At 74.1% G+C, this 14250-nt stretch carries 2 protein-coding genes; both read left to right on the top strand.

The annotated features are described in order from the left end of the window. Positions 1-37: 37 nt before the first annotated feature. Complete coding sequence (locus ACH4UK_RS36155; RefSeq protein WP_398363373.1) at positions 38-10801, top strand: SDR family NAD(P)-dependent oxidoreductase; 10764 nt, start codon at positions 38-40, stop codon at positions 10799-10801. 54 nt (positions 10802-10855) lie between these two features. Beyond that, positions 10856-14197, top strand: a complete 3342-nt coding sequence (locus ACH4UK_RS36150; RefSeq protein WP_398363386.1) for a type I polyketide synthase — start codon at positions 10856-10858, stop codon at positions 14195-14197. The last annotated feature ends 53 nt before the right edge of the window (positions 14198-14250 follow it).

Raw genomic sequence — 14250 nt, 5'->3', positions numbered from 1 at the left:
CGAACCCACGCAGACGCACGTAGCGGAGTGACCTCACATGACTGACGAGAAGAACCTGCTGGGCAAGCTGAAGTGGGCTGTCCGGGAGCTGCACCAGACGCGCCGGCAGCTCCGGGACGCCGAACAGCGCCGGCCCGAGCCGATCGCGATCGTCGGCATGGCCTGCCGCTACCCCGGTGGCGTCGCCTCGCCGGAGGACCTCTGGCAGCTGGTCGCCCAGGGCGGGGACGCCGTGTCGGACTTCCCCGAGGACCGCGGCTGGGACACCGACGCCCTCTTCGACCCGGACCCCGACCGGCCGGGCAGGAGCGCCACCCGCAAGGGCGGGTTCCTGTACGACGCGGCCGAGTTCGACCCGGGCTTCTTCGGTATCTCGCCGCGCGAGGCCCTGGCGATGGACCCGCAGCAGCGGCTGCTCCTGGAGACGGCCTGGGAGGCCGTCGAACGGTCGGGCATCGACCCCCGGTCGCTGAAGGGCAGCCGAACCGGCGTCTATGCGGGCGTCATGTACCACGACTACGCGGCGGGCCTGGAGACCGTCCCCGACGAGATCGAGGGCTACTACGGCACCGGAACGGCCGCCAGCGTCGTCTCCGGCCGGGTGCCCTACACCCTCGGCCTCACGGGCCCCGCCATCACGGTCGACACGGCCTGCTCCTCGTCGCTCGTCGCGCTGCACCTCGCCGTGCAGGCACTGCGCCACGACGAGTGCTCGCTGGCCCTGGCGGGCGGCGTCTCGGTGATGTCGAGCCCGGTCATGTTCGCCGAGTTCAGCCGGCAGGGCGGCCTGTCGGCCGACGGCCGCTGCAAGGCGTTCGGGGCCGGCGCGGACGGCACCGGCTGGTCCGAGGGCGTCGGCGTACTCGCCCTGGAGCGCCTCTCCGACGCCCGCCGCCATGGTCACCGCGTCCTCGCCGTCGTACGCGGCAGCGCGGTGAACCAGGACGGCACGAGCAACGGCATGACGGCGCCCAGCGGTCCGGCCCAGGAGCGCGTCATCCGACAGGCCCTCGCCGACGCGGGCGTCCCGGCGGACGCCGTCGACGCGGTGGAGGCGCACGGGACGGGCACGAAGATCGGTGACCCGATCGAGGCGCAGGCCCTGCTCGCGACGTACGGGCAGGGGCGCGAGGCCGGACAACCGCTCTGGCTGGGCTCGTTGAAGTCGAACCTCGGGCACGCGCAGGCCGCGGCCGGCGTGGGCGGCGTCATCAAGATGGTGATGGCGATGCGACACGGCCTGCTGCCGCGCACCCTGCACGCGGACGAGCCGACGCCCCTGGTCGACTGGTCGCAGGGCGCGGTCGAGCTGCTGGGCGAGGAGCGCCGGTGGCCCGAGGCGGCGGACGGCCGCCCCCGCAGGTCGGGTGTGTCCTCGTTCGGCATCAGCGGAACCAACGCGCACGTGATCCTGGAGCAGGCGCCTCAGGACGGGACGGCCGAGGAGCCGGAGGCCGAGGACGGCCTCGTGCCGTGGATCGTGTCCGGCCGTACGGAGGAGGCGCTGCGCGACCAGGCGCTGCGGCTGCGCGACCACGTGTCCGGCCAGGAGACCGTGGACATCAGGCCGTTGGGCCGCGCCCTGGCGGCCACCAGGTCCACCTTCGAGCACCGGGCCGTCGTGGTCGGCGAGAACCGGAAGGCCCTGCTGGCGGGCCTCGACGCTCTGGTGGCCGGGGAGAGCGCCGCGGGGCTGGTACGGGGCGTGGCACCGGGCGCGGCGGGAACGGCGGTGATGTTCACCGGGCAGGGCAGCCAGCGGATCGGCATGGGGCGTGAGCTGTACGAGGCGTTCCCGGTCTTCGCGGCGGCGTTGGACGAGGTGCTCGGGCTCTTCGAAGGGGAGCTCGACCGGCCGCTGCGGGAGGTGATGTTCGAGGCGTCGGACGGTCTCCTCGACCGGACGGTGTACGCGCAGGCGGGGATCTTCGCCGTCGAGGTGGCCCTGTTCCGCCTGGTGTCGTCCTGGGGGGTGCGTCCGGACTTCCTGATCGGGCACTCGGTGGGCGAGATCGCGGCGGCGCACGCGGCCGGAGTGCTGTCGTTGGCCGACGCGGTGAAACTGGTGGCGGCACGCGGGCGGTTGATGCAGGCCCTGCCGGTGGACGGTGGCATGGCGGCGGTCGAGGGCGCGGAGCACGAGATCGCGGCGGCGCTGGCCGAGGGCGGTTACGCGGGCCGTCTGGAGGTCGCGGCGGTCAACAGCGCCTCCTCGACCGTGGTCTCCGGGGACGCGGCCGCGGTGGCGGAGTTCGCCGACCACTGGAAGTCGCGGGGCCGTCGGGCCAAGCGGCTCACGGTCAGTCACGCGTTCCACTCGCCGCACATGGACGGCATGCTGGCCGACTTCCGTGCGGTGGCAAGCGGTCTCACCTATCGGGCGCCGAGCATTCCGCTGGTCTCGAACGTGACCGGCACCCTCGCCGACCCGGCGTACGTGTGCTCGCCCGAGTACTGGGTGCGCCATGTGCGCCGGCCGGTCCGCTTCCTCGACGGGGTGCGAACGCTGGAGGCCGAAGGAGTCGGCGTCTACCTGGAGCTGGGCCCGGACGCCGTCCTCTCCGCGCTCGGCCCGGACTGCCTGGCCCCGCGGGAGGAAGCGGAGGGCGAGGACGACCGGCCCCTGTTCGCGGCAGGGCTGCGCGGCGACAGCGTGCCGGAGCCCCGCGCCCTGCTCGACGCCCTCGCCCGGGTGCACGCCCGTGGCGGGGCGGTGGACTGGCCGGCGGTGCTCGGCGACGGCCCGGTCGCCCACGACCTGCCCACCTACGCCTTCCAGCGGGAACGCTTCTGGCTGGACGTCCCGGCGGGCCGCGCCGACGCGGCCGGCCTGGGCCTGATGGCCGCAGGCCACCCCCTGCTCGGCGCCGTGATGACCCTGCCGGACGGCCGGGGAACCGTGTGGACCGCCCGGCTCTCCCTCGCGGAGCAGCCGTGGCTGGCGGACCACGCGGTGTTCGGCTCCGCGGTGCTCCCCGGCGCCGTCCTTGTCGAACTCGCGCTGCACGCCGGTGACCGCGCCGGATGCGGCCGCATCGAGGAGCTGACCCTCCAGCAGCCCCTGCTGTTCTCCGGGACGGCGGGCGTGCGGATCCAGGTGACCGTGACCGGGCCCGACGAGTCGGGCCGGTGCGCGGTGACCGTGCACTCGTGCCCGGTGGGCGGCGGGGACGCCGCTGCGGGCCTGCTCGGCGGCGAGGTGTGGTCGCTGCACGCCACGGGCACGCTGTCCCCTTCGGCAGGCCCCTTCTCCACCGCGGACCTGGCGGTGTGGCCGCCGAGCGGCGCCGAGCGGGCCGACGTGAGCGATCTGTACGAGCGGCTGGCCGACCAGGGCTATGAGTACGGCCCGGTCTTCCAGGGCCTGCGATCCGTCTGGCGGCGCGGCGACGAGCTGTTCGCCGAGGTCGCGCTGCCCGAGCCGGTGACCGACGGAGGGGCGTACGGCATCCACCCGGCGCTGCTCGACGCCGTCTTCCACCCCTGTGTCGACCCGGCGGCGCAGGAGGTACGACTGCCGTTCGCGTGGTCCGGCGTCGAGCTCGCCGGTGCGGGCGCGACGGCCGTCCGCGTCAGCCTGGGGACGACTCCCGCCGGTGAGCTGTCCGTGCGGGCGGTCGACGAGTCCGGCGCCCCGGTCCTCTCGGTGGAGCGGCTGGTCGCCCGCCCGGTGGCGCGCGATCAACTGCGGCCTACCGCAGGGGTGTTGCGGGACCGTCTGTACGACGTCGAGTGGAGTCCGGCCACCGCCTCCGGGCAGGCCCCCGAGGGCTGGGCCGAGTGGGACGGTCCCGACGGGAGCGGCGACGCCCCCGAGCTGGTCGTCTGGACGCACGAGGGCCGGACCGGAGAATCGCCCGCGACGGCAACCGGCCGTGCGCTCAGCGTCGTTCGCGCATTCCTTGCCGACGACCGGTACGCCGACGCGAGCCTCGTGGTCCTCACGCGCGGAGCTGTCGCCGCGGACGCGCGGGACGGCATCGCCGACCTCACGGCGGCCCCGGTGTGGGGCCTGGTGCGCTCGGCCCAGGTCGAGCACCCCGGCCGTCTCGTCCTCGTCGACGTCGAGCCGGACCTCGACCCGGCCGCACAGGAATCCGCTCTGCGCGCCGCGCTCAGCACGGCGGAGACACAGGTGGCGGTCCGTGACGGCAAGGCGGTCACCCCGCTCCTCGCCCGGACGACGGCACCGTCCGGCGCCGCACCGGCGTTCGGCCCGCACGGCACCGTTCTGGTGACCGGTGGCACCAGCGGCCTCGGCGCGCTCGTCGCCCGTCATCTGGCCTCGACGTACGGGGTACGCGACCTGCTCCTCGTCTCGCGGCGCGGCCCCGCCGCCGAGGGGATCGCCGAACTCGCCACGGAACTCGGCGGGCTGGGCGCTCGTGTTCGTGTGGAGGCCTGCGATGTGGGCGACCGCGACGCGCTCGCCGCGCTGCTGGCGTCGGTCCCGGACGACCGCCCCCTCACCGGCGTCGTCCACTGCGCGGGCGTCATCGACGACGGAGTCCTCACCTCGGTCACCGGCGACCGACTGGCGGGCGTCATGCGGCCGAAGGCCGACGCGGCCCTGCACCTGCACGAGCTGACGGCGGAGCTCGACCTCACCGCCTTCGTGCTCTTCTCGTCCTGCGCCGGACTGGTCGGAGGCGCCGGCCAGGCGGGCTACGCCGCCGCCAACACCTTCCTGGACGCCCTCGCGTTCCGCCGCCGCGCGCAGGGCCTGCCCGGCGTCTCCCTGGCCTGGGGCTGGTGGGGGGCCGACGGCGGACTGACCGACGCCCTGTCCGACGTCGACCGCGGTCGCCTCTCGGCGCTCGGCATGACGGCGATGTCCGCCGAGGAGGGCCTCGCGCTCTTCGACGCGGGCGTGCGTGCCGGGTCGGCGCTCGTCGTCCCCGCGCTGTTCGATCCGGCGGGGCTGCGGCGGCGCGGCGCGGAGGGCGTACCGGCCGTGCTGCGGTCGCTGATGCCGAGCGGGACGCGGCGCGCGCGGGCCGCGAGCCAGGGCGGCGACGCGGGTCTCGCCACCCGGATCGCCGGTCTCACCGAGGCGGAACGGCTGCGCGTGATCCTGGACGCGGTGCGCGGCTACGCGAGCGAGACCCTGGGCGCGGGCCCCGGCCGCGCCATCGGCGTGGACGCCCCGTTCAAGGACCTGGGCTTCGACTCGCTGATGGCCGTCGAACTGCGCAACCGCCTCGACCGCGCCACCGGCCTCCGCCTCCCCGCCTCCCTCGTCTTCGACCACCCCACGCCGAGGCGCATCGCCGAGTACCTGACACGTGCGTTCGGTCCCCGGGCAGCGGAGCAGCCGGCCCTCGCGGTGGCGGCGACGGCCCACGCGGACGACCCGATCGTGATCGTGGGCATGGCGTGCCGCTTCCCCGGCGGCGTACGCACCCCCGACGACCTGTGGCAGCTGGTCCTGGACGGCCGGGACGCCATCGGTCCCTTCCCCGACGACCGCGGCTGGGATGCCGGAGCCACGGACGGCTCGTACGCCGCCGAGGGCGGTTTCCTGTACGACGCGGCCGAGTTCGATCCGGGTTTCTTCGGTATCTCGCCGCGTGAGGCCCTGGCGATGGACCCGCAGCAGCGGCTGCTCCTGGAGACGTCCTGGGAGGCGATCGAACGGTCGGGCATCGACCCGAAGTCGCTCCAGGACACCCAGACCGGTGTGTTCACGGGCGTCATGTACCACGACTACGCGGCACGCCTGCCGGACATCCCGGAAGGCCTCGAGGGCCTCCTCGGCTACGGCTCGGCGGGCAGCGTGGCCTCCGGCCGGCTGTCCTACTCCCTCGGCCTGTCGGGCCCCGCGATCACCCTGGACACGGCGTGCTCGTCATCCCTGGTGGCGATGCACCTGGCGGCGGACTCGCTGCGCCGGGGCGAGACCGACCTCGCCCTGGCCGGCGGCGTGACCGTGATGGCCTCGCCCGGAGCCTTCGTGGAGTTCGGTCGTCAGGGTGGTTTGTCGTCGGATGGGCGGTGTCGGGCGTTTGGTGTGGGGGCGGATGGGACGGGTTGGTCGGAGGGGGCGGGGGTGGTGGTTCTTGAGCGGTTGTCGGATGTGCGTCGTCGTGGGGGTGAGGTGTTGGCGGTGGTGCGGGGGAGTGCGGTGAATCAGGACGGTGCGAGTAATGGGTTGACGGCGCCGAGTGGTCCGGCGCAGGAGCGGGTGATTCGTCGGGCGTTGGTGAATGCGGGTGTTTCTGCGGGTGGGGTGGATGTGGTGGAGGCGCATGGGACGGGGACGCGGTTGGGGGATCCGATCGAGGCGCAGGCGTTGTTGGCGACGTATGGCCGGGGGCGTCCGGTGGATCGGCCGTTGTGGCTGGGTGCGTTGAAGTCGAATCTTGGTCATACGCAGACGGCTGCGGGTGTGGGTGGGGTGATCAAGATGGTGCTGGCGTTGCGGCATGGTTGGTTGCCGCGGACGTTGCATGTGGGTGAGCCGTCGCCGTTCGTGGACTGGGCGTCGGGTGGGGTGCGGTTGCTGGATGAGGCACGTGTGTGGCCTGTGGTGGAGGGTCGTCCGCGTCGGGCGGGTGTGTCGTCGTTCGGGATCAGTGGGACCAATGCGCACGTGATCATCGAGGAGGCCCCCGAGGTCCCGGAGGCGGTTGAGGTGGGGGAGGTGCCGGGGGTTTCGGGTGGGCTGGTGCCGTTGTTGGTGTCGGCTCGGACCGAGGGTGCTCTGCGTGCTCAGGCCCAGCGTCTGCGTGATCATGTGGCGGGTCAGGAGGCGGTTGACGTAAGCGCGTTGGGGCGGGCGCTCGTCTCGTCCCGTTCGACTTTCGAGCATCGGGCCGTGGTCCTCGCCGACCGTGCCGAGACCCTCCTCGCCGGCCTGGACGCCCTCAGCCGGGGCGAGAGTGCCCCCGGGCTCGTACGCGGTGTGGCGGACGGACCCTCGCGGACGGCGTTCCTGTTCACCGGGCAGGGCAGCCAACGCCTCGGCATGGGACGTGAGTTGTCCGGGACCTATCCCGTATTCGCCGAGGCTCTCGAGGAGGTTCTCGCCCTCTTCGACGGCGAGTTCGAGCGCCCCCTCCGGGAGGTGCTGTTCGATCCGACGGACGGCCTGCTCGATCAGACGGTCTACGCCCAGGCAGGGATCTTCGCCGTCGAGGTGGCTCTCTACCGGCTGATGACCTCGTGGGGCGTGCGCCCCGACTTCCTGATCGGTCATTCGGTGGGCGAGATCGCCGCCGCGCATGTCTCCGGGTGCCTCTCGCTGCCGGACGCCGTGCGGCTCGTCGCGGCACGCGGACGCCTCATGCAGGCCCTGCGTGCCGACGGCGGCATGTCAGCCGTCGAGGGCACGGAGCAGGAGGTCACGGCGGCGCTGGGCGAGGGCGGCCACAGGGGCCGCCTGGAGATCGCGGCGGTCAACAGCGCCTCGTCGGTGGTCGTGTCCGGCGACCTGGACGCGGTCGAGGAGTTCGCCGCCCGGTGGAAGTCCCGGGGCCGCCGGGCCAAGCGGCTCACGGTCAGCCACGCCTTCCACTCGCCGCACATGGACGCCATGCTGGACGACTTCCGCACGGTCGCGCAGAGCCTCAGCTACCGCGCGCCCTCCGTCCCGCTGGTCTCCAACGTCACCGGGGCCATCGCGGACCCCGAGCAGATCTGCTCGCCCGAGTACTGGGTGCACCACGTCCGCCGGCCGGTCCGCTTCCTGGACGGCATCCGCGCCCTGGAAGCCGAGGGCGTCTCGGTCTTCCTGGAGCTGGGCCCGGACGCCGTCCTCTCCGCGCTCGGCCCGGACTGCCTCACCGCGGAGGGCGACGCCGGTGCCCCTCCTCTCTTCGCGCCGGGTCTGCGTGGCAGCGAAGCGCCGGAGCCCCGCGCCCTGCTCGACGCCCTCGCCCAGGTGCATACCCGTGGCGCCGAGGTGGACTGGTCGGCGCTGCTCGGCAGCGGCCCGGTCGCCCACGGGCTGCCCACCTACGCCTTCCAGCGGGAACGCTTCTGGCTGGACGCACCGGCGGCGAGCGGTGACGCGGCGAGCCTGGGCCTCGCGGCCGCCGGGCATCCGCTGCTCGGCGCGAAGGTGTCCCTGCCGGACGGCCGTGGCTCCCTGTGGACGGGGCGGCTGTCCCCGGCCGAGCAGCCGTGGCTGGGCGAGCACACCCTGCACGGACGCATCGTCCTGCCCGGCTCCGCGCTGGTCGAACTGGCCCTCCAGGCAGGCGATCACGTGCACAGTCCACACCTCGAAGAGCTGACCTACCACCGGCCCCTGCTCCTGTCCTCCGAGGCCGTCTTCCTCCAGCTCCTGGTGTCGGAGGCGGACGACGAAGGCCGGAGCACGGTCGAGGTCTTCGCGCGCCCCGGCGGCACGGCGGACCACGGGGAGTGGACGCTGCACGCGTCCGGCACGCTGAACCGGGCCGCCGGCCCGGCGAGGCCGGAGGCCGTCCATGCTGCCTGGCCGCCCCCCGGCGCGACCGTACTGCCGGTCGACGACCTGTACGAACGGACGGCACGGTCCGGCGTCGGCCTCGGTCCGGCGTTCCGGGGAGTCCGAGCCCTCTGGCGCCGCGGCGCGGAGACGTACGCCGAGGTCGCGCTGCCGGATTCGGTGGTCGGCGAGGCCGCCGCGTACGGCATGCACCCGGCCCTTCTCGACGCGGTGGCACGTGTCGTCGGCGACGAGACCGGCGAGGCGCTGCTGTCGTCGGCCTGGACCGGTGTCGAACTCTCCGCCGTGGGTGGGGCGTCCGTACGCGTGAGTGTCCTGCCGTCGGCCGACGGCGAGGTCTCCATCGCCGTCGCCGACGAGACCGGTGCGCCGGTCCTGTCGGTCGCACGGCTGGCCACCCGTCCGGTCACGCAGGAGGAGATCCGGGCTGCGGGCGGATGGTTGCGGGACGCGCTGTTCGACATGGAGTGGAACCCGGTCCAGGGCGGCTCGGAGCGGCTGTCGGGCTGGGCCGAATGGGGTGCGCCGGACCAGGGCGGGAAGGCGGCCGAGCTGGTCGTCCGGCACCACGGCGGTGATCCGCACGAGACCCCCACGGCAGCAACGGCGCGCGCCTTGAACGATGTTCGGGACTTCCTCGCGGACGAGCGGAACGGGTTCGCCCGGCTGGCGGTGGTCACGCGTGGCGCCGTCGGCACAGGGCCGGCGGAGGGCGTCGCGGATCTCGCGGCGGCCCCGGTGTGGGGCCTGGTCCGGGCGGCGCAGATCGAGCATCCCGACCGTCTGCTCCTGGTCGACATCGAACCCGGCCTGGACGCCGCCGCCGAGGCGGCTGCCCTGCGCACCGCACTCGGCACGGTCGAGCCCCAGGTCGCCGTACGCGGCGGCCGGGCCCTGGTCCCGCGCCTGACCCGTACGGCCGTGCAGTCCGAACCAGGCACGCAGGGAAGGGCCTTCGGGGCTGAGGGCACCGTTCTCGTGACCGGTGGCACGGGCGGCCTCGGCGCGCTCGTCGCCCGCCATCTGGCATCCACGTACGGGGTACGCGACCTGCTCCTCGTCTCACGGCGCGGCACCGCGGCCGACGGCGTCGGCGAACTGATCACGGAACTCGGCGGGCTGGGCGCCCGCGTTCGCGTGGAGGCCTGCGACGTGGGCGACCGCGACGCGCTCGCCGCGCTGCTGGCATCGGTCCCGGACGACCGCCCCCTCACCGACGTCGTCCACTGCGCCGGCGTCGTGGCCGACGGGGTGATCGAGTCGCTCGACGAGGAGCGGCTGGCCCGGGTGTTCCGGCCGAAGGTCGACGCGGCGCTCAACCTGCACGAGCTGACCCGCGACCTCGACCTGTCGGGCTTCGTCCTCTTCTCCTCCGTCGCCGGTGTGTTCGGCGCGGCGGGCCGGGCCAACTACGCCGCCGCGAACGCCTTCCTGGACGCTCTCGCGTACGAGCGCCGGGCGCAGGGTCTCCCCGCGGTGTCCGCCGCCTGGGGACTGTGGGAGGAGGACCGCGGCATGGCCGGCCAGGTGACCGGCACCGACCTGGCCCGGATCCGGCGCGAGGGCGCCCTCGCGATGTCCGCCGACGAGGGGCTCGCGCTCTTCGACGCGGTCCTCACCCACGACCGGGCGCTGAGCGTGCCGGCCCGCCTGGACCTGGCGTCCCTCGCCGGGGCGGACGTCCCGCTGCCGCCCGTGCTGCGGAAGCTCGTGCCGCCGGAGCGCACGCGCCCGACCGCGAGCGCCGCCGCCCCCGTGAACACCGACCGGAAACTCGCGCAGAGCCTGGCCGGGCTGAGCGAGGCCGAGCAGGCACGCATCCTGCTCGCCCTGGTGCGCGGCCATGTGGCCACCGTGCTCGGCCACGCCGATCTCGACGCGGTCTCCCCGGACCGGGGCTTCCTGGAGTCCGGCTTCAGCTCGGTGGCCGTGGTCGAACTGCGCAATCGCCTCAGCGGGGCCACCGGCCTGCGCTTCTCCGCGGCCACGCTGTTCGACCACCCCACGCCCCGGGCGGTGGCGGTGCACCTCCGGGAGAGGCTTGCGCCGGAATCGGCCACCGGCGCGGACCCGGCCACCCCCGACGCGGGGCTCGGCACGACCGACGCCGCGGGATTCCGCGCCGCCCTGTCCGCCCTTCCCCTCGGCCGCCTCCAGGAGGTCGGCGTCCTGGACGCCCTGCTGCGACTCACCGGGTTCGCGGACGCATCCGGTGGCGCCGGCCTGTCTCCGGGAGCGGCCGGAGCGAACGACGGACCGGCCGCCGACGCCGCCGGCCCCCACGCCGTGGCACCCGTGACGCCGGAGTCCATCGACGCCATGGACCTGGACAGCCTCGTCGACATGGCGATCAACACCGACCTCTGAACAACCCTCGGGAGTGAGCTCATGGGCACCACTGACGATCGCGTCGTACAGGCGCTGCGGGCGTCGATCAAGGAGACCGAGCGGCTGAAACAGCAGCACCAGCAGCTCGTGGAGTCGCTGAACGAGCCGATCGCCGTCATCGGCATGGCCTGCCGCTTCCCCGGCGGGGTCGCCTCGCCGGAAGAGCTGTGGCAGCTCGTCGCCGAGGACGGCGACGCGATCGGCCCGTTCCCCGACGATCGCGGCTGGGACCTGGACGCGCTCTACGACCCGGAACAGCGCCGCAAGGGCACCCTGTACGTGCGCGAGGGCGGCTTCGTCGAGCGCGCCGCCGACTTCGACGCGGCGTTCTTCGGCGTGAGTCCGCGCGAGGCCACCGCCATGGACCCGCAGCAGCGGCTGCTCCTGGAGACCGGCTGGGAGTCCTTCGAGAGGGCCGGCATAGACCCGGCCGACCTGCGCGGTTCCGACGTCGGCGTCTTCTCCGGCACCAACATCCAGGACTACCAGTCACTGCTCCTCGCCTCGCCCGGCGCCTTCGAGGGGCACGTGGGCACGGGCAACGCGGCCGCCGTGCTCTCCGGCCGTCTCGCCTACACCTTCGGCTTCGAGGGGCCCGCGGTGACGGTGGACACCGCATGCTCGGCCTCGCTGGTGGCCCTGCACCTGGCGGCGCAGGCGCTGCGGCAGCGGGAATGCTCCCTGGCGCTCGTGGGCGGCGTCACCGTGATGTCCACGCCGATGGGCTTCGTCGAGTACAGCGGGCAGCGGGTGCTCGCCGAGAACGGGCGCTGCAAGTCGTTCGCCGGGTCCGCCGACGGCACCGGGTTCTCCGAGGGTGTCGGCATGCTCCTGCTGGAGCGGCTCTCCGACGCCCGCCGCAACGGCCACCCCGTCCAGGGGCTGATCCGCGGCTCCGCCGTCAACCAGGACGGCGCCAGCAGCAGCCTGACCGCGCCCAACGGGCGCGCCCAGCAGCGCGTCATCCGGCAGGCCCTCGCCAACGCGCAGGTCCCCTCCGAGCAGGTCGACGTCCTCGAGGCGCACGGCACCGGCACCGAACTCGGCGACCCCATCGAGGCCGAGGCGCTGCTCGCCACCTACGGCAGGGACCGCACCGCCGAACACCCGCTCTGGCTCGGCTCGGTGAAATCCAACCTCGGACACACCCAGGCCGCCGCCGGCCTCGCCGGAGTGATCAAGATGATCCTCGCCATGCAGCACGGACGGGTGCCCCGGACCCTGCACGTCGACGAGCCGACGCCGCACGTCGACTGGGAGTCCGGCACCGTCCGCGTGGCGACCGAGCCCGTCGCCTGGCCCGAGCGCGGCCACCCGCGCCGCGCCGGTGTCTCGTCGTTCGGGATCAGCGGCACCAACGCGCACGTCATCATCGAGCAGGCACCGGCGCTCCCCGAGCCCGCCGCACCGCCCGCGGCGACCGACGGCCCCTTCGCATGGACGGTCTCCGGCCGCACCGACCAGGCGCTGCGCGCCCAGGCGGGCCGGACCGCCGAGCATGTGCGCGGCCGACCCGAGCTCTCCGCCGCCGACCTGTCGCTCTCCCTCGCCGGGCGGACCCACTTCGAGCACCGGGCCGTCGTGGTCGGCAGCGACCTCGCCGACCTGGAGGCCGGGCTCGCGGCGCTGGCCGCCGGGCGCGAGGACGACCGCCTCGTGCAGGGCGTGACCACCGCCTCGGGACGGACCGTGTTCGTCTTCCCCGGGCAGGGCTCGCACTGGCCGGAGATGGCCCGCGAGCTCCTGGAGACGTCGGCGGTGTTCCGCGAGCGGATCGACGTGTGCGCCCAGGCGCTCTCCGCGTACGTGGACTGGTCGCTGACGGACGTCCTGCGCCAGGAGCCGGGGGCGCCCGCGCTGGACCGCCTGGACGTGGTGCAGCCCGTGCTGTTCTCCGTGATGGTGGCGCTCGCCGAGGTGTGGCGCGCGCACGGCGTCGAGCCCGACGCCGTCATCGGCCACTCGCAGGGAGAGATCGCCGCCGCGTACGTCGCGGGCGCGCTGTCGATCGAGGACGCGGCCCGCATCGTGACGCTCCGCAGTCGGCTGCTCAACCTGTTGGTCGGCAAGGGCGCCATGGCCTCGTTCCTGCTCTCCGCCGACGAGGTCGCCCGCCGCATCGAGCCGTACGGCGACCGTCTGTCGATCGCCGCCGTCAACGGCCCCACCTCGGTCATCGTGTGCGGCGAGCCGGACGCCGTCGACGAGCTGGTGGCGACCTGCATGGCCGCGCGCGTACGCGCCCGCAAGGTGCCCGGCGCGACCGCCGCCGGCCACTCGGCCCAAGTGGAGTCCCTGCGTGCGGAGTTCATCGACGGCATCGGGTCCGTCGAACCGCGCCGGGCCGACGTGCCGTTCTACTCGACCGTCGCCGGGGAGGTCGTCGACACGGCCGCCCTCGACGCCGCGTACTGGTACCGCAACCTGCGCGAGCCGGTGCTCCTGGAAGGGGCCGTGCGCCGCCTCCTGGCGGACGAGTACCGCTACTTCGTCGAGGTCAGCCCGCACCCCGTCCTGACCGTCGCCCTCCAGGAGACCTTCGAGAAGGCGGGCGCCGCGGCCACGGCCGTCGGCACCCTGCGCCGCGACGAGGGCAGTGAGGCCCGCTTCCTCGCCTCCGTCGCCGAGGCCCACGTACGCGGGCTGCCGCTGGACCTCGGCCGACTGCCGCACCTGTCCGGTGCCCGCCGCGCCGACCTGCCGACGTACGCCTTCCAGCGCAGGCGGTTCTGGCCGGAAGGCAGCACGACGGCCGCCCCGGCGGCGCCCCGGCAGACCGCCGCCGACGCCCCGGCCGCCGAGCCCGAGCAGGGGACGGCGGACACCGCCGGGCATGTCCTCGGACGCCTCGCCGAGCTGCCCGAGGAGGAGCACGACGCGTTCCTCGTGGACCTGGTGTGCGAGCAGGCCGCCGCAGTCCTCGGCCACGGCTCCACCGAGGGGATGGAGCTGGCGCGGCCCTTCCAGGACCTCGGCTTCGACTCGCTGACCGCCGTCGAACTGCGTAACCGCCTCAACGCCGCGCTCGGTCTCGCGCTGCCCGTCAGCCTGGTCTTCGACCACCCCACGCCGCAGGAGCTCGCGGGCCGCCTGGCATCCGAGGTGGCGGGCACACTGCCCGACCCGGGCGCCGCCACCCGCGCCGATGCCCTCGGCCACCTGGACAAGCTGGCGGCCGCGCTCGCCGAACTCGGCGTGGACCCGGCCGGGGACAAGGAGATCGACGAGCGGCTCCAGCGCCTCTTCGCCGACTGGACGCAGGCCGGGGGGACGGCCCCCCGGGCCCCGGAGGACCCCGCCGTGAGCGGCGCGCTCCAGGAGGCCTCCGACGAGGAGATGTTCGACCTCATCGGCAAGAAGTTCGGGATCCAGTAGCCCGGTCGCCGTACCGCAGTCCGACGGTTCACGTGTGAAGGGTGTGAAAGGCC

Origin of the sequence: Streptomyces sp. NPDC020884 (assembly GCF_044333935.1) — a bacterium.
In the GTDB taxonomy this organism is placed as follows: Bacteria; Actinomycetota; Actinomycetes; order Streptomycetales; family Streptomycetaceae; genus Streptomyces.
Note: the sequence above shows the minus strand (reverse complement) of the source record. Positions and strands in the feature narration are given on the sequence as shown.